The organism is Undibacterium sp. Di24W (assembly GCF_049340325.1).
GTDB lineage: Bacteria > Pseudomonadota > Gammaproteobacteria > Burkholderiales > Burkholderiaceae_D > Undibacterium.
The window spans coordinates 26,025-48,958 of record NZ_JBMPOP010000003.1 but is presented as its reverse complement, the minus strand read 5'-3'; the positions used below and the strand labels follow the sequence as shown (position 1 = coordinate 48,958).

Here is a 22,934-nt window from a genome sequence, read left to right as displayed (position 1 = left end):
TTAGCCTTAATCGGACTTCGTTGGCGCTTCCATCTTAACGACGGCAAGACGACGCATAATCTGCTGCACGAGTTCGGACTGCATATCGCGATAGAGTAAAACTTCTTCAGCTTCTTTCGCTAAGACTTCGTTTTCTTTAAAGCTGAGATTGCGTTTTAGGCTGATCGTGGTTGGTTGTAAAACCTCGCGCCCTGCTTTATCACGCAAGCGAAATTTTAAGTTGTAGATCAAATTAAATTCACGGACACGACCTTGACTGTTCAAGGAGAGAATCACTTTGTCGCGTGTCTCGCCAAGCACATCCAAAATTACTTCTGCATTGTTAGCTTGTGAAGTGACTTCGGTTTTTCCATTGGCACGTAGATTGCGTTTTAGCTCACCACCTAAAGCTGAGCTTTCTGGCAAACCGACGTAAATACTTTGAAATGGAAATACCACTGCGCCGCGCAGAGCGAAGCCACAAGCACTTAGGCTCGTCAACAAAACGAGATAGCTAACAATTTTCAGAAACCGATTTTTGCTCATGGGGCTTTCATTCTGCTTAACAACGATTTATGACTCCCTTCTCCCGCAAGCGGGAGAAGGTTAGGATGAGGGTGTTTCAGTTTTGGATAAAATCATTGTAGATATAAGATTTTGACGCTCCTCAGTCTTGGATCTCACAACACGCTCACCGTTTCTGAAACACCCTCACCCTAACCCTCTCCCGCTTACGGGAGAGGGAATTAAAAGTACTAAACTCAAACCACAATATTCACCAACTTACCAGGCACAACAATAATCTTCTTCGGCGTTCCTTCGATAAAGCGCGCAGCACTCTCGTTGGATACTGCAGCGGCTTCAATAGTCGCTTTATCTGCATCTTTGGCGACCTTGATACTGCCGCGCAATTTACCATTGACCTGTACCATCAATTCAATTTCATCTTGCACCAAGGCTGCTGCATCGACTTGTGGCCAAGGTGCATCAATGATGCCGCCCAAGTCTTCTACGTAACCGAGTTCATTCCACAAGGCATGCGTAATGTGCGGGCAAACTGGGTACAAACCACGCAACAAAATACCAAAAGCTTCACGTACCGCAGCGGCAGAACCTTCCGCTTCGGATTTGAATGATTCAATTGTATTCAACAATTTCATCGCGCCAGATACTACCGTGTTGTACTGAAGACGATCGTAATCGCTATCGATTTGTTTCAAAGTACTATGTACTTCAAAACGCAAAGCTTTGACGTCGGCGGCGTAATTGACCGCAGGACTCGCGCCGGCAGCAATCGTTGCTGAGAATTTCAACGCTGTCGCCCACAGGCGGCGCAAGTAACGCGAAGCACCTTCTACACCACTGCTACTCCAAGCGGCACTTTGATCTGGTGGACCCGCAAACATGGTGAACAATCGCGCAGTATCGGCACCAAATTGGCTAATGATATCTTTTGGTTCAACCACATTATTTTTGGACTTAGACATTTTCTCGATGCCACCCATTTGCACAGGCTGACCATCGCTCTTCACACTAGCGGAAATCGGACGACCTTTTTCGTCGTGCTGCACTTCGACTTCATTTGGATAGAACCAGACTTTCTTACCACTGGCTTCTTCACGATAATAAGATTCGTTGAGCAACATACCTTGCGTGAACAAATTCTTAAATGGCTCGTCAATTTTTACCATGCCCATGTCGCGCATGGCTTTAGTCCAGAAGCGCGCATACAGCAAATGAAGAACCGCATGTTCAACACCGCCGATATATTGATCCATCGCCATCCAGTAATCATTACGCTCATCGACCATGGTCGTCGCATCTGGGCAGGTATAGCGCATGAAATACCAGCTGGAATCAACGAAGGTATCCATGGTGTCGGTTTCGCGATGTGCTGGCTTGCCGCATTTCGGGCAAGGCACGTTCAAGAAAGCGGCATGAGTTTTTAATGGATTACCGGAGCCGTCTGGAATACATTCGGTCGGCAATACCACGGGTAAATCTTCATAAGGCACAGGCACGTCGCCGCAATCATCGCAGTGGATGATAGGGATAGGCGTGCCCCAATAACGTTGACGAGAAATACCCCAATCGCGCAAACGCCAAGTAGTTTTCTTTTCGCCTACACCTTTGGCGACGAGATCGGCAGCCACCGCATCAACTGCTGCTTTGTAAGTCAAGCCATCGTACTTACCAGAATTGACCGTCACGCATTTTTGTTTATCGCCATACCATTCCGCCCAAGCATCGCTAGTGAATGATTCACCTTCGACTGCAACAACTTGCTTGATCGCGATGTTATATTTTTTCGCAAACGCGAAATCACGCTCATCATGTGCTGGCACGCCCATGACTGCGCCGTCGCCATAAGTCATTAAGACATAATTACCGACCCAGACTTCAATCTGTTCACCTGTCAATGGATGCGTAACGAATAGACCGGTAGGCAAACCTTCTTTTTCTTTAGTCGCCATCTCGGCTTCTGTAGTGCCGCCAGCTTTACATTCCTCGATGAAGGCCGCCAACTTCACATTGTTTTTCGCAGCAACCGTGGCGAGTGGATGTTCTGCAGCGACTGCACAGAAAGTCACGCCCATAATGGTGTCAGGACGCGTCGTGAAGACATACATCTTGCCGTCTTGGACTAGCGCGCCAACGTCGTCTTTAATTTCATGGCCGAAAGCAAAACGCACACCTTCACTCTTACCGATCCAGTTACGCTGCATAGTGCGAACTTGATCTGGCCAACCATCGAGTTGATCGATGCTGGACAAGAGCTCTTCTGCGTATTGTGTGATGCCGAAGTAGTAGCCAGGGATTTCGCGTTTTTCCACGACCGCGCCTGAGCGCCATCCTTTGCCGTCAATCACCTGCTCGTTCGCCAACACGGTTTGATCAACCGGATCCCAGTTCACCACTTGCGTCTTCTTATAAGCGACACCTTTTTCCAGCATCTTCAAGAACAACCATTGGTTCCAACGATAGTAATCAGGATCGCAAGTAGCGACTTCGCGCGACCAATCAAACGCCAAACCCAAAGGTTGCATTTGCGATTTCATGTCTTCAATGTTCGCGTAAGTCCATTCTGCGGGTGATTTCTTGTAGGCGATCGCTGCATTTTCCGCTGGCAAACCAAAAGCATCCCAACCCATAGGCATTAAGACGTTATAACCCTTCATGCGCAGTTGACGTGCCAGCATGTCGTTGATGGTGTAGTTACGGACATGGCCCATGTGCAGCTTACCCGATGGATAAGGCAACATGGAACAGGCATAGTATTTACCTTTTGGAAAACTTGGATCGTTCTCTACCGTTTTAAATGCGTTGGTTTCAGTCCAATGTGACTGGGCGGCTTGTTCAACTTCAGCTGGGCTGTATTTTTCTTGCATGACGATTCTATTGAAGAAATAAATTAAATTTGGGGAAATGCGAGGCTTACTAGAACCTTGGATTATAAGGCTAAAGTGCTGCTATTTGAGGGAGCAAGAGGAGAAAAAGCCGGCTTTTACTTACTTTTTCACGGTATTCGAAGCATTCTGCGCGGATGATTTTGTTGGCTGACTTACTGATTTTGATTCGGTAGCAAAACCTATTTTATTCAATCCATTATTCTGCGCGGCGGCCATTACCTGAGCAATTAATTCAAAGCGAGTCGATTTATCAGCGCGCAGCAAAATTTCCGGCTGCGGCTTTTGTTTGGCGGTCAGCATCAGACGCTTCTCAAGGTCGTCCAACTTCACCAATTCAGCATCCCAAAACAAGGCCCCTTGAGCGTCAAAGGAGAGTGTCACGGTCTCGATATTTTGTGGCACCGCCTCTGCTTGTGCCAATGGCAAATCAAGACGCACCGCATGATTCAACAAGGGTGCGGCAATAATGAAAATGACCAGCAACACTAGCATCACATCGACCATAGGCGTGACGTTGATGTCCGACATCGCCGTCATCGGCTTTCCTGAATTACCACCTAAGCTTTTGAATTGACCGAATCCCATAGAGTTTTAGTTAGGTTCAGTTGAGCTTAGTGAAATAAGCATGCAAATCAAAGGCGAAGCCATCCAACTCTGCAAAAGTAATACGATTAATGCGATTAAAAGCGTTGTAAGCAAGTACCGCAGGAATCGCCACCATCAAACCAAGACCCGTCATCACCAAAGCCTCACCCACTGGCCCCGCCACTAAATCAATTTGAATCGCGGATGAACCAGAGACCGCGGTCAGTGCGTGATAAATACCCCAAACCGTACCTAACAAACCAACGAAAGGCGCGGTTGCGCCAATCGATGCTAACAAAGTTAGACCAGACTCTAAGCGCACGGTCACGCGAGTGAGTTCTTCGCGCAAAACGCGCGTCATGACGTCGGCAGTATTCGTGTTTAGCATCATCGATTTACTGCGTGTTTGTGGGTCGGATGCAGCGAGACCTTGCTTCGCCAAAGGCGTGTAGATATTTTCCACATCAGAAACGCCCAACGCATTCACCGCATCTTGCATGGTCGGCGCTTGCCAGAATAAGTGGAGCGCGGTGTTACCTCGGCGGATCCGCCAAAACGACCACGCTTTAGAAAAAATCGTAAACCAACTGATCAAGGACATCAAAATCAAAAGCAGCGCAACCGCCCGTCCCAGCGCATCAAGTTGTATCCAATATTGGCTGATAGTGATAGGCATGATTTGTTCTTTAACTGTCTTCTAAAGCTTCTCGATGCCTAGTTCAAACCCAAGACATCGTACATATCATACAAGCCCGTAGTCTTATCAGCAAGGAATCGCGCTGCGCGCAAACTGCCATGCGCGTACGTGACACGACTGGAAGATTTGTGCGTAATTTCTACGCGTTCACCGATACCTGCGAACAGCACCGTATGATCGCCGACAATATCACCGCCACGAATGGTAGCAAAACCGATAGACGATGGATCGCGCTCACCCGTCACACCTTCGCGAGAGAACACGCCGACTTCTTTCAAATCACGACCTAAAGTATCAGCAATCACTTCACCCATTTTCAATGCGGTACCAGATGGGGCATCGACTTTATGGCGATGATGTGCTTCGACAATTTCGATGTCATAACCGTGAGAAAAACTCTTGGCCGCCATTTCCAACAGCTTCAGGGTGACGTTCACACCCACGCTCATGTTAGGCGCAAACACGATGGCAGTTTTTTTGGCAGCTTCGGCAATAGCGGCTTTACCTGCATCATCAAAACCCGTAGTGCCGATAATCATTTTGATACCATGTTCAGCGCAATAACTGAGATGCTCCAAAGTACCTTCTGGACGCGTAAAGTCGATCAAAAACTCGGCACTTGCTAGACCTTTTGCCAATTCAGATTCAATTGACACGCCAGTTGCTTTCCCCAAAAACAAACCGGCATCAGTGCCTAAAAAAGCAGATTGAGGAATATCCAATGCGCCAACCAAATGTGCGTCATCCGCAGCGGCAATGGTTTCAATCAACATCTTACCCATGCGGCCAGAAGCACCGGCCACAGCGATTTTCATTCCTAACATAATTAACTCGACTTATTTTTTCTTAGGCGTTTCAGAACTAGGCATATTCTCAATACGAGAGGCAATGGCAGAATTGGTGATATGTGCCAAATACTCTTTCTCTGTTGGCAAATTACCACCTTCAAAACGCTCTACGGTATTTGATTTGAAGAAAATTGCCAAGCGACTAGAAATCACTTCGCCATTCGGTTTCAGCATGCGGAAAGGATAATCCCAACGATCTTCATGAAACATATCGGTCAACAGCGCTGTACCCAGCAAAAAGCGCACTTGTTCACGGGTCATACCCTCTTTTAACTGGGCCACCATCTCTTGCGAAACGAAGTTGCCTTGTTGAACAGAAATGCGGTAAGGAGAAATCACACCAAACAACTTATCGAAACCAGATGGTTTTACGATTTGCGTTCCTTTAGTCGCATTGGCATCCGCTTCTGCAACGACAGTCTTTTGACTAGCGCAACCAGTAGTCAAGAGCAAAAGGGCAGCTGTAACGAACACAGCCGGTTTGCTCTGGGATTTCTTAAATACGTTCAATGGCATAAACTACCTCAAATTTTCAAGCAAGAATGTCGAACTGGGAAAACTTCGGATAAGATAACAGAAATTTCTACCTAGCTCTAAAACCCTATATCATAAAGCACTTAGCCTTCTTTTGACTGAAAACATGACAAATAACACGCCCGACCTGAAATCCAGCGGACTGAAAGCCACTTTGCCACGTCTGAAAATCTTGGAAATCTTCCAAAACAGCTCGGTACGTCACCTAACAGCTGAAGATGTTTACAAGATCCTGTTGACAGAAAACATGGACGTAGGCCTAGCCACGGTCTATCGTGTTTTAACCCAATTTGAACAAGCTGGCTTATTGAATCGCAATCATTTTGAGTCTGGCAAAGCGATCTTTGAACTAAACGAAGGCTCACACCACGATCATTTAGTTTGTTTAGACTGTGGTCGAGTAGAGGAATTCTTTGACGAGCAAATTGAAAAGCGTCAGCATGCGGTGGCAGAAGAGCGCGGCTTTTCTATTGCTGAGCATTCATTGGCGCTATATGGGAATTGCACGAAAGTAAATTGCGCAAACAGAAAATGATCACTTTTAGCAGGGAATGGCAGAAAACATGAGATCAACAAAAAAGTAAGCCAACTCGGCTTGCTCTTTTGACTAAAATCAATCTAAGTACTAGCAGCACCACCTAGTTTAGCACTGCGTGCCGCGCGCACCTTAAGGGCAACCATTTGCACCGTATCTAATACCTTCTTTGCATTAAACGGTTTAATAATATAGCCACTAATACCACTCTTAACTACTTCGGATATCGTTGCCTGATCAGTACTTGCAGTCACCATCAGGACAAAAACATCTTGCATCACCATGCGTATACTTTTTAAGGCCTCTACTCCATTTACTTTCGGCATCACCACATCTAGCAAAATGATATCGGGATGTAAGCGGGTTGCCATCTCCAATGCGCTATCACCATCCAGCGCCTCACCTACAACGCTATAGCCATCATGACGTAAGATGACACGTAAAGTTTCGCGCGTCATATCATTATCGTCAACTATCAATACTGAGATATCTTTATTGTCTGCCATTTTGAATACGCAAATTAGAAGTTTATAAAGTGGATTTAAGTTAACAAGTAAATTACCAATTAAGTTACTTTTTTTAAAGATTGTTTGCCACGCAATTCTAAGTCTATCTGGTTCTATTTTCCGCTTATTTAATGATTCAATGCGTTCGACAAGAGCTTCGCAGTTATATCAACAATAGGAATTACACGTTCATAGGCCATTCGAGTTGGTCCTATAACACCCAAAGTGCCAACGATACGTCCATTCACTTCATACGGTGCAGTTACAATACTCATCTCTTCCATTGGGACTAATTGTGAATCACCACCAATAAAGATGCGTACACCAGATGCATTGCTTGACACATCCAATAGCTGCATTAAACCACTCTTTTGCTCAAATAAATCAAACAAGCGTCTCAAGGAAGTCATATTCGATGACAAATCACTGACATTAAGCAAATTACGTTCACCTGAGATTACCATATCATCTACATTATCGGCCATTGCCTGACTACCCGCCTCTAATGCGGCTTGCATCAGGCGATTCATATCACCTTGCAAGGCACGCAATTCATGGTTGATGCTCAATCTAGCTTGATCAAAACTTTGTCCAGCAAAATGCTGATTCAAATAGTTCGCTGCCTGAATTAATTGCGGCGGCGTGTAATCCACATCAGTGAGCAGGAGGCGATTATGCACTTCGTCGTTAGGTGCCACCACAACCAACAAAATACGTTTTTCTGATAAACGCAAGAACTCGACTTGCTTAAAAATCGACTCTTGTTTCGCGGTCATCACGACGCCCGCAAATTGCGACAGCGAAGACAAAACTTGGGCAGCGTTCGCAATTATTTTTTGTGGCGAACCCGTCATAATTGATGACTGCAAACGCGCACCTAATGCCGTTTCCAATACCGATTCATCGATATCTTGCACCGTCAATAATTGATCAACGAAGACACGATAACCACGTGGCGTTGGAATCCGTCCCGAAGACGTATGTGGACTCGTGACAAAACCCATCTCTTCCAAATCTGACATGACGTTTCGTATTGTCGCTGGCGAGAGTTCCAGACCAGATATCTTTGAAAGTTCACGTGAGCCGACAGGCTGGCCATCGGCAATATACCGTTCCACCAGGGCTTTTAATAAGGTTTGAGCGCGATTATCGAGTTGCATAGTTTTATTTTAGGCTAGCTGAAGCAGAAACGCATCGTTTTTGCGCAAATCAACGCTCACTATTTAAATTACTTATTGTTTAATTCAAGTTCATGCAACAATTCTTGTAAGTCTTTTACGATTAAGTCAGGTTTGATGTCAGACTCAATATCGGCTAGCGATCGCCCATATCGATTAACCCAGGTTGCGAGCATGCCGACGTTTTGAGCGCCAAGCACATCCAGACGCAGATCATCTCCAATATACATGAGCTCATTCGGACTCAATTTCAAGTGCTCAATCATGGCACGAAAAATTTTGGCGTCTGGCTTGGCACAACCAAATTGATGTGCAGCCAGCGATACAGAAAAATGCTGGTCTAGCCCCACTGCAGCAATATCGGCAAAACCGTTAGAGATTGATCCCAAAACATAATTTTTTTTGAACACTTTGAGTGCAGGGATAACATCATCAAAAAAAGTCACTCGATTTCGCGCTTGGGCAAAAACCTGCATCGCCTCATCTGCCAAACTGGGATGCGCGCCATGCTCGCTAAATACCTGTTGAAGCAAGGTGTGGCGTAAAGCCCAAAGATCGTAACTAAAACGGGAATTCGTGGGGACTAAAGCCTGCCTCCGCTCACGCAAAGCGTCAATTGAATATTGCTCAACGACGGAAGGTAATTGGGTTGCAATCCATGCATGCAGAGTTGTTTCCGCAAGCTTAATCACAGGAACAACAGGCCACAAGGTGTCGTCGAGATCAAATATCAATGCTTTAATGGTCATCGTTTTTGGGGTCAATTAAAGGAAAATAGGTCACAAGCGCGCTATGACACCACGCATATCAAGAAAGCCTTGTTTAGCACCACACAACGTCAATAAATATTGATGATACACCGCTGGTACATGGCGCCCTGCGACAGTCCCCAAATCACGCAACCAACCAATCGCATAATTGGATTGATACAAAGGCGTCATGATCCGGCTCACCGTTTGGTAATAGGCAATATGTTTGCTACGCCTTTGAGAATATTCAGCAAAAGCAGCCGTAACAGAATTGGAATTCAACTCTCCATCAAACTTCGCACCAGAATTTGCCAGGCACTGCGCCAAAATCGTAGCATCAATCAATGCCATATTTGCGCCCTGTCCCAATTGTGGACTCATCGCATGAGCTGCATCACCTAGCACAACGACACGACCTTGATGATAAGACGCCAGTCGGACATCTGCGTATTCGGCAATAGCAATAGTCGCCTCAGGAGCATGTGCTAACCATTCCGCCACTTCCGGCCACACCCTCCGTATTCGTTCGATCAGGCCTGGCATGCCCGCCTGTCGATACTCTGCAAATTCGGCTTTCGGTAAACTCCAAAACAAGGAATAGCATGTCCTATTTGTGGCAGGATTGATCCCGGTCGGTAAAATGCCCAGCATGATTTGCGCACCACGATAACGTTGCAATAGAATATGCGGAAATGGCCAATCCTCTTTGTCCAACACGGCCCAATATGCGCCCCAGGGATACGGTCTGTGAGTTTGCGTAATGCAGAGTTGATCGCGCAATAGTGATCGCGCACCATTAGCGATAACAAGGCCGTCAACTTGCAAGCTTCCTTGTTGATGCTGAGCTTGAACGCGCTGTGCATCTTGAGAAAATGCGCTAATGCCATTTCCCAAATGTATAGCTACCCCCAAATCCAGCGCACATTGCCACAATATTTGATGCAAATTGGCTCTATGAATACCCAAGCCATACCAGTCTTCATGCGCAAACTGATAATGCAGATCCAGCGTTTTCCAACTACCGGTATAGCCTTCCAGACTATGTACTACGGCAGCCTTTGCTTTTACTGCGTCCAGTAATCCCAAGCTTTGCAACATCGCCTGTCCGCTGGGCTGCAACAACAAACCAGCACCCACTGGTGTGGGATCGGCGACTTGCTCAAATACTTCGACCTGATGTCCCTGACGAGTTAATAAAATAGCCGAAGCCAGTCCAGCTATTCCTGCACCTGCAATAACGATATAGGTCATAGTTGATTTATTTTAATTGGCGCTTATCTGTCAGACATTAAATTATACGTAGAAATTAGTTAAAGCTACTTTAAAGCGAAACACAACGAGCTTCCGGTTTGGATTTGATACCGATTTATAATAGACGCCGAATGACCAAGAACCTGGCAAAAGAGATCAAGGAAGGACTGGCAATGACTATACGTATTCAACAAGCAAACCTAAAAGATGTTCATTTGATTGCGCCATTATTTGACGCTTACCGCGTGTTCTATCAGCAAACCAGCGATATCGATTTAGCGACAAAATTTTTATCCGAACGCTTACAAAAACAAGAGTCCATCATTTTTTTTGCGATTGACAAGGACGATCAAAGCCTAGGTTTTGTCCAGCTATATCCGAGTTTTTCTTCTGTATCTGCCATGCGTCAGTGGATTCTGAATGATTTATTTGTGAGTGAGACTGCCCGACGCACTGGTGTCGCCCGACTACTCATGAATCGTGCCCGTCAATTTGCTATCGATACCAAGGCCAAAGGTCTATTTCTGGAAACCGCGCATGACAATACTAAGGGACAATCTTTGTATGAGTCACTTGCTTACAAGAGAAATTCAGAATACTACTATTTTCTCGATCTACAAAAAGCGATCAAATAACAGATAGCACTGCGATAATGACTAGAAGATCCCAAAAAATATTGCGCATTCCAACAAAAATACTCTCCACTACAACAAAGTAGAAGCATAGCTGTAGCAGAGTCATCCAATTCTCTAGGAATAGTGTAATCTAAAGCCTTCTCCAAAATCTGACAGATTTCCTATGACATCGACTGCAAAAACCGTCGCCTTGATTGGTAAATACAATGCATTAGGCATGGGTGAGTCGTTGAATGAATTAGCAGATTTTTTAGCCGAAGCAGGACACTCCATACTGTTTGATACGGATTCTGCGCAAAATTTAGCCTTGAACGAATATCCTGCAGTGTCCGTCGCTGATATCGGTCGAAATGCCGATGTCGCGATTGTCTTAGGTGGCGATGGCACGATGCTCGGTATCGCCAGACAGCTCGCTCCTTATGACGTCCCCTTGATTGGCATTAACCAAGGCCGACTCGGTTTCATTACCGATATTCCACGCGATCAAATGATACCCGCTGTTGCCAAAATTTTAGATGGTAAACACGTTGCGGAACAGCGCTGTATGTTAGAAGCGATTGTGGTCCGCGACGGTGAGCAAATATTTAGCGGTGTCGCTTTCAATGACATTGTCTTATCGCGTGGCGCTGGTTCAGGCATGATTGAATTGCGGGTCGAGGTTGATGCACATTTTATGTACAACCAACGTTCGGACGGACTCATTGTTTCAACCCCAACAGGCTCCACAGCTTACGCCTTATCGGCTGGCGGACCACTCTTGCATCCGAGCTTAGGCGGCATCGCCATGGTGCCGATCGCGCCGCACGCTTTATCAAATCGCCCTATCGTTTTACCAGAGACGAGTGTCATTAGCGTAGAAATCGTCGCTGGGCGCGAAGCCAGTGTGAATTTTGATATGCAATCGTTTGCCAACTTGAATCACAGAGACAAAATCGTTATCAGCCGCTCTACCCACCACATCACCTTTCTGCACCCCGAAGACTGGAACTATTACCATACCTTGCGTGAAAAATTACACTGGAATGAGTATCCTTCAGTCGAAGGTGCACTCAACTAAGCGCCTGACCCACAAAGACCTGTGAATTAATACAGTGCTTTTCACAACCATACAGCCTGCACTGAGGTAAAATAAGCCCGCCTTGAGCTAAAGCTTTTATCATTACACCTACTTCATCGATTTTACTTCTCAGATCAAAACCTATGCTGCGCACGCTTGCTATTCGTGATTTTGTTATCGTCGATACGATAGAACTAGAATTCTCCGCTGGCTTTACAGTCTTCACTGGTGAAACTGGTGCCGGCAAATCAATATTGATTGATGCCTTGGCCTTAACTTTGGGCGGGCGCGGCGATGCCAGCATGGTCCGAGAAGGTGCGCAAAAGGCCGACATCTCGGCTGAATTCTCCTGCAATGCAGAAACGACGGCGTGGCTTACCGATAAAGACTTTACCAGCGAAGACGGACAACTCATCGTACGCCGAGTCATCGACAATGCCGGTCGCTCTAAAGCCTATGTCAACGGCATCACTGCAAGCGCAACACAACTACGGGAACTCGGCGAGTTGTTAGTCGATATTCACGGACAACATGCGCACCAAACACTGCTGAAAAGCGATGCACAACGCAATCTACTCGATATGCAAGGTGGCTTACAGGCCGATACAGCTGAAGTTGCTCGTTTATACAAGCAATGGCGCAATATCGCAAAACAACGTGAAGAATTTGAACAAAACGCAAAAAATATTCTGCAAGAACGTGAGCGCTTAGAATGGCAAGTCGGCGAGCTGAATAAGCTGAGACTAAAAAAAGGCGAATGGGAGGCAATCAACCAAGAACATAATCGCCTTGCCCATGCCGCCAGCTTGTTAGAAGGTGCGCAAGAAGCGGCAGATACTATCGCAGAATCTGATCATCCTCTGTTATCGCAGGTATCTGGACTTTTACAAAGGCTAAGTAAGCTAGAGGAATTCGATAGCAAACTCAAACCAGTCATTGAATCACTCGATTCTGCGCGAATTAATTTACAAGAATGTTCATATGCATTGAATGATTATCTCGGACGCGTAGAGCTCGACCCCGCTCGATTGCGGGAAGTCGAAGCGCGAGTGGAAAGTCTGCATAGTACCGCGCGCCGCTTCCACGTTGAACCTGATAATTTGATCGATGAATTAGAACATTTAAATTCACAGTTACAACAATTGTCCGGCGCATCAGATATTGAATCACTCAAAAAACAAGAAGAACAAGCACAAGAAAACTATTTGCAGTTAGCAAAAAAACTCAGCGCGCAACGTCAAGTCGTCGCACAAGACTTAGGAAGTGCTGTCACCACAGCCATGCAAGATCTGAGTATGTCGGGTGGACGATTTACGATCGAGTTGCCCGCCTGCGAGCCAAGCGCAACAGGCTTAGAACAAATCGAGTTTATGGTGGCAGGCCATGCGGGTGTTCAAGTACGCCCACTCGCCAAGGTCGCATCAGGTGGTGAGTTAGCGCGTATTTCTTTGGCGATTTCAGTGATCACATCCTGCGCGACGGCGACACCGACCTTGATATTTGATGAGGTCGATAGTGGCATCGGCGGCGGTGTTGCCGAAGTCGTCGGGCGCCTATTAAAACGTTTAGGACAAGATCGACAAGTACTGTGCGTCACACATTTACCGCAAGTGGCAAGCCAAGGAAATCAACATTTTGAAGTCAGCAAAACGCAAAAAGCTGGCAAGACTTATTCACAAATCGCCGCACTCGATAGCAAGCAACGCGTAGAAGAAATTGCGCGCATGTTAGGTGGATTAGAAATAACTGCGACCACAAGAAAACACGCTAGAGAGCTGCTGGCACTATAAAGCTAAAATGCGCATCAACTATCAACAATGCGCTCACAACATTGAAGTAAGGAAAAAATAAAATGGCATTCTTAAAAGAACCCGATTACTCGCATGGAAAATTACGCAAAACAGCCATGGTTTTGATTAATCTGGGCACACCCGATGCACCGACACCGAGTGCGGTGAGGCGCTATCTGAAGCAATTTTTATGGGATCATCGGGTCGTAGAAATTCCTCGTGCAATCTGGTGGCTCATTTTAAACCTGATCATCCTCCCTTTCCGTTCTAAAAAATCCGCGGAAAAATATGCTTCGATTTGGAGTAACGATGGCTCACCTTTATTGGTTCACACCCGCAAGCAAGCTATGCTGCTAAAAGGCTACTTAGGCGAACGTGGTCACGAGGTTCATGTGACATTTGCCATGCGTTACGGCTCGCCATCCATCCCAGAAGTTTTGGCGCAACTGAAAGTTGATGGTTATGATCGTATTTTGATTTTGCCGGCCTATCCGCAATACTCTGCGACAACGACCGCATCAAATTTTGATGCGGTCACTCAATACTATCAACAAACACGCAATATTCCTGAACTACGCTTCATCAAAAACTATCACGACCATCCGGCCTACATTCAAGCACTCAAAAATTCGATTTTGAAATCGTGGGAAACCCAAGGCAAGCCAGAAAAACTGGTGATGAGTTTCCATGGTTTGCCAAAAGCTTTTTTGCTACGCGGCGATGCCTATCACTGCGAATGCTACAAAACCGCACGCTTACTGGCTGAACAATTGGGCTTAAGCAAAGAAGATTACATTGTCACATTCCAATCGCGATTAGGTCGTGCAGAATGGCTGCAACCCTATACTGAGCCAACGGTACAAGCCTTGGCGAAACAAGGCGTGAAACGTATTGATGTTGTATGCCCGGGATTTTTGGCGGACTGTTTAGAAACCTTGGAAGAAATTTCGATGGAAGTACGACAAGCTTTCCTGACCGCTGGCGGTCAGACTTTCAACTACATTCCTTGTCTAAATGAGTCGCCCGATGGGCTGCGTGCGTTAGCCGAAATCAGCGAACAGCATTTGATAGGCTGGCCGACTATGGTCACTGCCAGTATGCGTGAACAAGAAAAGCAAGCTGCCTTAATCAGCCGCAGTGAAGCAAAACGTTTAGGTGCAGAAATTTAAGATGTCACAAAATACGTTCGTCATTGGGGATGTTCAGGGTTGCTACGATCAACTTGTTGAGTTACTCGCTAAGATCGACGCGATTGATCCTAATGCACGAATACTATTTGCGGGTGATTTGGTAAACCGTGGCCCAAAATCCCTAGAAACTTTACGACTTGTGAAAGATCTTGGAGAAAGAGCGGATTCTGTTTTAGGTAATCATGATCTCCACCTTTTAGCTGTTGCCAATGGGATCCGCACACCGCAACGCAGCGATACACTTAACTGCGTTCTGCAAGCACCTGAAAGAGACGAACTACTTAACTGGTTACGTCACCGTCCAATGGCGATCGCCATTGAGGACGGTCGTCACCTTCTAATTCACGCTGGTGTTTTCGCCGCATGGAACACAACGCAAACGATGTCACTCGCAGGTGAAATTGAAACTCAATTACGCCGCGATGATTATGCAGATTCGATTCGTCATATGTATGGCAACGCCCCCTCCATTTGGCAAGACAACTTGCAAGGTGACGATCGCACCCGCTGCATTATCAACGCACTCACCCGCATGCGTTTTTGTCACCCAGATGGGACGATGGATTTCGATCTCAAAGAAGGTGCGGCAGAAGCGCCAGAACATCTCATACCCTGGTTCGATTTACCAACACGCCAAACACAAAACTGCACCCTCATCTTTGGGCACTGGTCAACTCTAGGTTTGGTGTTACGTGAAAACTTAATTAGCCTCGATACTGGCTGCGTGTGGGGCGGAAAATTAACTGCCGTGCGCTTAACAGATCGTATGATCATACAAGTCCAAAGTCCACAACATCAATCGCCGTTTTGAATTCAAATCGAGCCCTGCATTTCAAAAACGAACATGTTAAACTACGCTTAGTTTGTTCCACATGCGGTCGACGATAGCCTTCGAAATCTGCACCAGTAAGCGTCGGACGCCATTTGAAAGCGGCATTGACGATGCAATCCATCACACCAAGTTTTTTCGCACAAAATTTACTCTCAACAATATCTGCCTTACGCTGGGGCCCTTACCTGAAAATTTTGAGCTTTGGATTGGTTTTAAGCATACTCACTTGCGCACTTGTTTTCGAACGCAATACCGGACTTCAACTTAGAAATTTTCTCCTCGTGTCTTTCCTCACAGCTTGCTGCCTTAAAGAATGGATGGAAACCCCAGCCAATTGGGGTCGGGTAAAACGCAGCTACCATGCCGACGGAATACTATGGAAAGCAGCGATTGAGCTTATTCCAACCGAATTTCGTGGCTGGTTTCATACCGCCCTGAAGATACAAATCGCGTGTTTTCGTAAGCCACTTATGACATCACCTCTAGACAAATCGAATCATGCGGTAAAGTTCACATACTTAAAAAATGGCATGTATACATCTTTACTTGCCATTGCGATTGTCGCGTGTCTGGCTGACATTCCATTTTCGCAGTTTTTACTGCGTATGAATGATATGAGTGCAATGACGATGGCGATTATCCATGCTATCTCGATTACCGCAACTCTGCTGACGATTACCAGCTTAGTTGGAGATAAACGTCTTTTAGGTGATGGTGTGCATCAAATCGAGAACCGAGTACTGCAACTCCGACTGGGAGTACGTGCCCGAGCAAACGTTCCGCTATCTCACATTGACAGTGCAATTATTCTTAATGAAAAATATGCGCCAATGTTCAATACCGATGTATCAAGCATGAATGTAACGCCCTTTGACAAGCCAAATCTTATTTTGAATCTAAAGGAAGAAATCAGCAATGACGCCAATGCTTGGTTTGAAGAACTTGGATCAATACGCTCAAATGTAAGAACACTCAGACTTTATATCGATGCACCAGAAAAATTAATTCAAGTAATCAATAGTCTTAAAACGTAGTCCTTACTGACTCCATCAAAGACTATCAGGGCTCACACCCAATCCACGCGCTACCACTTCCCTTGCATGATTCGCTACTTCTCGACGATGCGCGCCCTCAGTAGAAATACTTGGCAACTGGATCAATTCAGCAATAATTCCATCTGACTGCAAAATCAGCTTCATGCTCTCTGCAAAAGTCATTTCTCCGATGAAATCAGCAGCAGGATGGAGCCTACCTTCTGCATCGATGTAACGCACTGCAAACGGCAACACGGGAACTTTAGCTTCAATCGCGGCCTCAAATAGGTTTGGATGAAATGGCAAAATGCCACCCTGAGCCCCCGTCGTGCCCTCAGGAAAAAAAGCGATACGTTTATTGTCTCTTAACTGGTGTACCAGGCCTTCATAGATGCGGCGTACTTCGCGTTGCTTACCACGTGCCAAAAAAATGGTACCTGCCTGCGCGCTCAACCAGCCCGCAATCGGCCAGCTACGAATATCTGATTTTGCGACAAAGTGACATGCATTCCAAGAATTGATGACGAAGATGTCCAGCCACGAAACATGATTGGCGATAATCAAAGCATGATCAGCAATTTGACCGCCACTCTGATCTTTGAATTGCACCCGCACTTTACACAGCGTAAGCAATTGAAACGACCATCGGCGAACCAGGGCTTCGCGCTTGCTCGCCGCAATAAAAGGAAAAATAAGGGCGCAGGTAAGCACACCCGCAAAGATATGCATGAAGACACGAAGCAAACGCAGTTTAGGCATGCATCACCGGATATAAATAATTTTTAGAGAAAATGAAAAATGCTGCTGATACTAATTCACCAGCAGGTTCGGGAAGTCACTGGAGAGAATTATAGGCAACACGTCCATGTACAACAGTCGCTTTCACCATGCCGGGCAACTCATAGCCGATAAACGGTGTGTGCTTACCTTGACTTACTAGGGCGTCCGCTCGTACCGTCCAACGTGCGCTTGGGTCAAACACACAAAGATCGGCGGTCGAACCAACGGCAATTTGACCGCACGGCAAATCAACTAGAGCGGCTGGCTGATGGGTAATTTTTGCCAGTGCCTGACTCAGGCTAATAGCACCACGACTATCGTCGACCCATTTCACTACGAGTGACAATAACAATTCCAAACCCGTGGCACCGGACGAAGCTTCTGCAAACGGCAGAGCTTTTTCGTCATCGTCAACTGGCGTGTGATCAGAGCAAATCGCGTCAATAGTCCCATCTGCCAACGCCGCTAAAATTGCATCTCTATCCCGTTGGCTGCGCAGTGGTGGCGTCAAACGTGCGTTCGAATCAAAGTAACCAATATCGGCGTCTGTCAAATGCACATGATGAATGCCAACGTCGCAGGTCAAAGCTAAACCTTCTTTCTTAGCCTGACGTATCAATTCCAAACCCGCGGCAGAAGAAATACGGCACAAATGCACACGAGCGCCTGTAGCGCGCATTAATTCAAACAAGGTATGCATAGCGATCGTTTCTGCCATCACGGGTACGCCCGACAAACCTAGGCGGGATGCTAAAGGGCCACTGTGCGCGACACCGCCTTTACCAATAAAAGCATCTTGAGGACGCAACCATACCGTGTAAGAAAAAGTCGCAGCATAAGACAAGGCACGTTGCAATACATTGGTATCCACAATTGCTTCTTCCGCCTGCGAAAAACCAACACAACCTGCTTCGGTTAAGGCCGCCATTTCTGTTAAATTTTGTCCTTTAAGGCCGATAGTCAGAGCACCAAGCGGATAAACATTGGCCTTATGCTGCATCTTGGCTCTTTGTTTGAGCATCTCAACCAAGCCAGCTTCATCTAACACGGGATCTGTGTCCGGCGGGCAAACCAAGCTAGTCACACCACCACGCATGGCGGCTTGCAATTCAGATTCCAAAGTCGCTTTATATTCAAAGCCAGGTTCGCGTAAACGTGCGCTCAAATCGACCAAGCCAGGCGCCACCACTAAGCCACTAGCATCTATCGTGTTATGCGCGACAAAACCATTTGGCTGTATTCCAACACCCGCAATTTTACCTTCACTAATGTAAATATCTCTAACGTCATCCAAGCCATTTGCCGGATCAATCACACGTCCATTTTTAATATGAAGATTCATATTGCTTCTCTCAAAAAATACTTTCATCTAGTTGATATTTGTTACATCAAGGCAGGCGTTAAGATCATTTCAAGGTATTGAACCGCAAAGCACGCATCGTTTTTTTAGGCCGCGCAGATACCCCTGCGGTTAAATTGTTTTGAATCTAGCTGCTCACACACTGCTACCTGAGACTATACTCATCACCGCCATACGCACAGCAATACCAAAAGTCACCTGCGGCAGAATCACAGCCTGCGGACCATCGGCGACTGCTGAATCAATTTCGACTCCGCGATTCATAGGCCCGGGATGCATCACTATCGCATCAGATTTGGCCAAGGCGAGACGCTCTGGCGTTAAACCATATTGCTTAAAATATTCCTGTGTTGATGGCAACAAAGCGCCACTCATGCGTTCGTTTTGCAAGCGCAACATAATCACGACGTCTACGCCGCGCAGGCCTTCGTTCATATTAGTAAAGACTCGCACACCCATTTGCTCCAAGCCACCAGGTAACAAAGTTCGAGGGCCAATCACACGCACTTCAGCGGCACCCAAAGTAGTCAAAGCGTGAATATCAGAACGTGCTACTCGGCTATGTAAAACATCACCGACAATAGCGACAGTCAGATTACTAAAATCTTTTTTGTAATGACGTATCGTGTACATATCCAACAAGCCTTGAGTCGGGTGTTCATGTCGACCGTCACCTGCATTCACCACATGTACATGATGTTGTTTCGTATCATTCAAATGCTGAGCGATCAAGAATGGTGCGCCCGAGGTCGCATGGCGCACTACAAACATATCCGCGTGCATGGCAGCCAAATTATCTATCGTATCAAGTAAAGATTCTCCTTTACTGGCGCTGGACGCCGCGATATTCAGATTAATTACATCGGCTGACAGACGTTTTGCGGCAATCTCAAAGGTCGTACGTGTGCGCGTCGAATTCTCAAAAAACAAATTAAATACACTCTTACCGTGCATTAAGGGGACTTTTTTTAATTCGCGTTCACCGATACTGACGAAAGAAGAAGCCGTATCAAGGATATGTTTCATGATGGATTTTGGCAGGCCATCAATCGCTAACAAATGTTGAAGTTCGCCGTTTTTATTTAGCTGTGGATTTTTCATCATTGCTCATTCTTTGGTTGGACAATCCAAATCTCATCAACGCGATCTGGCGCCATATCTATATCAAAAAAAACTTACTACCAACTTTTCTAACTGCCAGCCTATTTTGCCAGCTACTTGGATGCGTTTAAGTTTGATCAAAATACTGCTGCAGTATCAAAGCTGCGGCTTGGTCATCGATGTGCTCGCCTTGCTTTGCTTTAAACATAGCTGAGGTGTAGCGCTCATCGACTAATGCTATTTTTACGCCATAACGCCCGTGCAATTGATTTGCAAATCGTTGACAACGGACCGTCATTTCGTGCGCGGCACCGTCGGGATGCATAGGTAAACCAACGACGCATAATACTGGTTGCCAATCTTGGACTAACTTGGCAATCGCCTCAAATTTTGCGTCGTTGCTGGCAGCACTAATAATATTTAGCGCCTGCGCCTGTTTGAGCATAGTATTTCCAACGGCGACACCAATACGTTTTAAGCCAAAATCAAATGCCAAGATACAACCACTCAGTTGAGATGATTCACCAACCTGCATGAGGCTCATTAAGCATGTCCTGCCACAGAGGCCAACATTAATGGATCAAAACCCAATAACTTCATCGCAGCATCGAAACGTTCTTCGATTGGGAGATCAAACATCACACCCAAATCAGCGGGAACCGTCAACCAACCATTAGCTAAAATTTCTTGCTCAAGCTGACCCGCTCCCCAGCCGGCATAGCCAATACTGAGTAACAAACGCTGTGGCGCCTCACCTGCTGCTAAAGATTCCAAAATATCACGTGAAGTGGTAAAACTGACTTCATCCGTAACTCTTAAGGTGGACGAATATTGACCAGCCGGAGCATGCAAAATGAAGCCCCGATCACTTTGAACCGGACCACCAAATAACACGGGATTTTGTCCCATGGGATGTGAATTTGGAATAATTTCAAGCTGCAGATCAATACGTTCAAACAAATCAGCGACAGTCATATCGGTGGGTCGATTGAGTACCATGCCCATGGCACCACGTGCATTATGTTCGCAGATATAAATCAGCGTGCCGCCAAAAACAGGATCAGTCATCGTTGGCATCGCGATCAAAAAATGATTGCTTAAATCGAGTGACTGCGCCGCAGCCTCATCTTTGCTAGTACCGACTTTAAGCTTGATCATAGATTCTAGAGTGTCAGAAAAATCATAACCGACAAGTTCGATTTCCTCTTCCTCAAAGTCATCGACAGGGGAATATAGTGTTTTTTGCTTCTTCATCCTTATATTTTACCAGTTTTAGCCCAGTTTTTTTGATCTGTGCTATGGTTCCGCGAACAAGCAATCCGCGCTGGCTAACGCCGTTCTTTCGATTACGAGCTGCAACATTAGCCAAACGCCTCCACCACATTATCTTTTTCACAAAACAAAATGACCTACTCCAAAAGTCTAGTCTGGTTTCGCCGCGATTTACGCAGTTTTGACCATGCGGCACTATATCAAGCCTTAAAGCAGTCATCTGCTTGTTATTGTGTTTTTGTGTTCGATCACAGTATTTTGCAACACCTACCCAAGCGTGACCGTCGCGTTCAATTCATTCATCAAAGCGTCGTCGAATTACGTCAGGAAATAGAAAAACTAGGGGGTAGTTTGATCATCCGTTACGGCAATCCACAACAAGAGATTCCTGCCTTAACAGCGCAATTGGAGGTTGATGCGGTATTTGTCAATCGGGACTATGAGCCGTTAGCAAAAGAACGTGATCAGGCCATCCAACTTGCCCTAAACAGTTTTAACTGCGCCTTCGTTTCGACTAAAGATCAAGTTATTTTTGAGGTTGACGAAGTATTGAGTCTGGCGGCGAAGCCTTTTTCTGTATTCACGCCATACAAGAATGCTTGGTTAAAAAAGATAGCTAGCGAAACAGAAGGCGGTGCCGATTTTTACTTTAGAGCCTATCCTATAGAGAAATATGCACAACATTTGGCCAAATATACTGATAAGTCTCTACCAAGCTTGGCGGAAATGGGTTTCGAAGAACTCAACGAGGACGAGCTAAAACTGCAAGGCGGCATGTCTGCAGGATCAAAATTACTAGAAGATTTTCTATCTCGGATGGATCAATACGGCAACACTCGTGACTTCCCTGCGATAAAAGGCCCCTCCTATCTATCGGTACATTTGCGCTTTGGTACGGTGTCGATACGTTACTTGGTTAGTCAAGCGATACGCAATATACGAACAGCGGGTGATTTACAAGGTGCAAATGTTTGGTTATCCGAGTTAATCTGGCGTGATTTTTATTTCATGATTTTGCATCACCATCCACGCGTCATTAATCGCTCTTTCAAGCCAGAATACGATGCGATACAGTGGGAAAGTGGCGAACAGGCACAACTATTATTCCGAGCCTGGTGTGACGGCAAAACCGGCTATCCTCTAGTCGATGCAGCGATGCTGCAATTGAACCAAACAGGCTATATGCACAATCGCCTACGTATGGTCGTGGCCAGTTTTTTAGTGAAAGATTTGGGCATAGACTGGCGCTGGGGTGAAGCTTATTTTGCTTTACATCTCAATGATTTCGACTTATCCGCCAATAATGGTGGCTGGCAGTGGGCGGCCTCAACTGGCTGCGACGCACAACCTTACTTCCGTATATTTAATCCGATTACACAGTCCGAAAAATTCGATGCCGATGGAAAATTTATTCGTCGCTACTTACCGCAATTGTCTGCTTTGAATTCGCGACAAATTCACGCACCTTGGACCCTCGGACAAATTGAATTAAAGGCAGCAAATCTGAGATTGGGGATTGACTACCCGCTACCCGTTGTTGAACATGATGTTGCGCGCAAAAAGACATTGGAACGATATAGCGTCGTCAAGAAAGTCGTCGCAGAATAAAAA

At 46.0% G+C, this 22,934-nt stretch carries 23 protein-coding genes; 8 read left to right on the top strand and 15 right to left on the bottom strand.

Annotation, left to right across the window (positions count from 1 at the left end):
- Positions 1-6: 6 nt before the first annotated feature.
- The 6 genes from lptE to ACO0KZ_RS06510 form a co-directional block, all read right to left on the bottom strand.
- Positions 7-525, bottom strand: a complete 519-nt coding sequence (gene lptE, locus ACO0KZ_RS06535; RefSeq protein ID WP_422993969.1) for an LPS assembly lipoprotein LptE — start codon at positions 523-525, stop codon at positions 7-9.
- Between the two features lie 215 nt (positions 526-740).
- Positions 741-3,368 carry a leucine--tRNA ligase gene (gene leuS, locus ACO0KZ_RS06530; RefSeq protein ID WP_422993967.1) on the bottom strand — a complete coding sequence of 876 codons (2,628 nt, stop codon included), beginning with the start codon at positions 3,366-3,368 and terminating at the stop codon, positions 741-743.
- 120 nt (positions 3,369-3,488) lie between these two features.
- On the bottom strand, positions 3,489-3,974 hold the full coding sequence (locus tag ACO0KZ_RS06525; protein WP_422993965.1) for an ExbD/TolR family protein: 486 nt from the start codon (positions 3,972-3,974) through the stop codon (positions 3,489-3,491).
- A 16-nt stretch (positions 3,975-3,990) separates the two neighbouring features.
- Entirely contained in the window at positions 3,991-4,650 is a 660-nt protein-coding gene (locus ACO0KZ_RS06520; protein WP_422993963.1) for a MotA/TolQ/ExbB proton channel family protein, read from the bottom strand.
- A gap of 38 nt (positions 4,651-4,688) precedes the next feature.
- Positions 4,689-5,495, bottom strand: a complete 807-nt coding sequence (dapB, locus tag ACO0KZ_RS06515) for a 4-hydroxy-tetrahydrodipicolinate reductase (RefSeq protein WP_422993961.1) — start codon at positions 5,493-5,495, stop codon at positions 4,689-4,691.
- Positions 5,496-5,507: 12 nt separating this feature from the next.
- Positions 5,508-6,035: an outer membrane protein assembly factor BamE gene (locus ACO0KZ_RS06510; protein WP_422993959.1), complete on the bottom strand. Its 528-nt coding sequence runs from the start codon at positions 6,033-6,035 to the stop codon at positions 5,508-5,510.
- Between the two features lie 124 nt (positions 6,036-6,159).
- On the opposite strand from ACO0KZ_RS06510, the gene fur reads away from it, so the two are divergent.
- Entirely contained in the window at positions 6,160-6,588 is a 429-nt protein-coding gene (gene fur / locus ACO0KZ_RS06505) for a ferric iron uptake transcriptional regulator (protein WP_422993957.1), read from the top strand.
- A gap of 83 nt (positions 6,589-6,671) precedes the next feature.
- Here fur and ACO0KZ_RS06500 read toward each other — a convergent pair whose 3' ends face one another.
- The 4 genes from ACO0KZ_RS06500 to ACO0KZ_RS06485 form a co-directional block, all read right to left on the bottom strand.
- Complete coding sequence (locus ACO0KZ_RS06500) at positions 6,672-7,094, bottom strand: response regulator (protein WP_422993955.1); 423 nt, start codon at positions 7,092-7,094, stop codon at positions 6,672-6,674.
- A gap of 128 nt (positions 7,095-7,222) precedes the next feature.
- The gene (hrcA, locus tag ACO0KZ_RS06495; RefSeq protein WP_422993953.1) at positions 7,223-8,254 is read right to left on the bottom strand and encodes a heat-inducible transcriptional repressor HrcA; all 1,032 of its coding nucleotides are present in this window, start codon (positions 8,252-8,254) and stop codon (positions 7,223-7,225) included.
- A gap of 68 nt (positions 8,255-8,322) precedes the next feature.
- Positions 8,323-9,021 carry an HAD family hydrolase gene (locus tag ACO0KZ_RS06490; protein ID WP_422993951.1) on the bottom strand — a complete coding sequence of 233 codons (699 nt, stop codon included), beginning with the start codon at positions 9,019-9,021 and terminating at the stop codon, positions 8,323-8,325.
- 30 nt (positions 9,022-9,051) lie between these two features.
- A complete protein-coding gene (locus tag ACO0KZ_RS06485) occupies positions 9,052-10,272 on the bottom strand; it encodes an FAD-dependent oxidoreductase (protein ID WP_422993949.1) in 1,221 nt (406 codons plus the stop codon).
- A 131-nt stretch (positions 10,273-10,403) separates the two neighbouring features.
- Here ACO0KZ_RS06485 and ACO0KZ_RS06480 point away from each other — a divergent pair, with 131 nt between their 5' ends.
- From ACO0KZ_RS06480 to ACO0KZ_RS06455, 6 genes are all read left to right on the top strand, one after another.
- On the top strand, positions 10,404-10,907 hold the full coding sequence (locus tag ACO0KZ_RS06480; RefSeq protein WP_422993947.1) for a GNAT family N-acetyltransferase: 504 nt from the start codon (positions 10,404-10,406) through the stop codon (positions 10,905-10,907).
- A gap of 163 nt (positions 10,908-11,070) precedes the next feature.
- Positions 11,071-11,964, top strand: coding sequence for an NAD kinase (locus ACO0KZ_RS06475; RefSeq protein WP_422993945.1), 894 nt, complete (start codon positions 11,071-11,073; stop codon positions 11,962-11,964).
- Positions 11,965-12,107: 143 nt separating this feature from the next.
- Positions 12,108-13,754 carry a DNA repair protein RecN gene (gene recN, locus ACO0KZ_RS06470; RefSeq protein ID WP_422993943.1) on the top strand — a complete coding sequence of 549 codons (1,647 nt, stop codon included), beginning with the start codon at positions 12,108-12,110 and terminating at the stop codon, positions 13,752-13,754.
- Positions 13,755-13,816: 62 nt separating this feature from the next.
- On the top strand, positions 13,817-14,923 hold the full coding sequence (hemH, locus tag ACO0KZ_RS06465) for a ferrochelatase (protein ID WP_422993941.1): 1,107 nt from the start codon (positions 13,817-13,819) through the stop codon (positions 14,921-14,923).
- 1 nt (position 14,924) lies between these two features.
- Complete coding sequence (locus ACO0KZ_RS06460; RefSeq protein ID WP_422993939.1) at positions 14,925-15,755, top strand: symmetrical bis(5'-nucleosyl)-tetraphosphatase; 831 nt, start codon at positions 14,925-14,927, stop codon at positions 15,753-15,755.
- 131 nt (positions 15,756-15,886) lie between these two features.
- Complete coding sequence (locus ACO0KZ_RS06455) at positions 15,887-16,810, top strand: hypothetical protein (RefSeq protein WP_422993937.1); 924 nt, start codon at positions 15,887-15,889, stop codon at positions 16,808-16,810.
- Between the two features lie 15 nt (positions 16,811-16,825).
- On the opposite strand, the gene ACO0KZ_RS06450 is transcribed toward ACO0KZ_RS06455, so the two are convergent.
- The 5 genes from ACO0KZ_RS06450 to ACO0KZ_RS06430 form a co-directional block, all read right to left on the bottom strand.
- Positions 16,826-17,569 carry a lysophospholipid acyltransferase family protein gene (locus ACO0KZ_RS06450; protein WP_422993935.1) on the bottom strand — a complete coding sequence of 248 codons (744 nt, stop codon included), beginning with the start codon at positions 17,567-17,569 and terminating at the stop codon, positions 16,826-16,828.
- Positions 17,570-17,645: 76 nt separating this feature from the next.
- Positions 17,646-18,932, bottom strand: a complete 1,287-nt coding sequence (locus ACO0KZ_RS06445; protein WP_422993933.1) for a dihydroorotase — start codon at positions 18,930-18,932, stop codon at positions 17,646-17,648.
- A 153-nt stretch (positions 18,933-19,085) separates the two neighbouring features.
- Positions 19,086-20,051, bottom strand: coding sequence for an aspartate carbamoyltransferase catalytic subunit (locus ACO0KZ_RS06440; protein WP_422994850.1), 966 nt, complete (start codon positions 20,049-20,051; stop codon positions 19,086-19,088).
- Between the two features lie 127 nt (positions 20,052-20,178).
- Positions 20,179-20,595: a Holliday junction resolvase RuvX gene (gene ruvX / locus ACO0KZ_RS06435; RefSeq protein ID WP_422993931.1), complete on the bottom strand. Its 417-nt coding sequence runs from the start codon at positions 20,593-20,595 to the stop codon at positions 20,179-20,181.
- Positions 20,595-21,209, bottom strand: a complete 615-nt coding sequence (locus tag ACO0KZ_RS06430; RefSeq protein ID WP_422994849.1) for a YqgE/AlgH family protein — start codon at positions 21,207-21,209, stop codon at positions 20,595-20,597. The genes ruvX and ACO0KZ_RS06430 overlap by 1 nt, the downstream gene beginning before the upstream one ends.
- Positions 21,210-21,455: 246 nt before the next feature.
- On the opposite strand from ACO0KZ_RS06430, the gene ACO0KZ_RS06425 reads away from it, so the two are divergent.
- Positions 21,456-22,931: a cryptochrome/photolyase family protein gene (locus ACO0KZ_RS06425; protein WP_422993929.1), complete on the top strand. Its 1,476-nt coding sequence runs from the start codon at positions 21,456-21,458 to the stop codon at positions 22,929-22,931.
- The last annotated feature ends 3 nt before the right edge of the window (positions 22,932-22,934 follow it).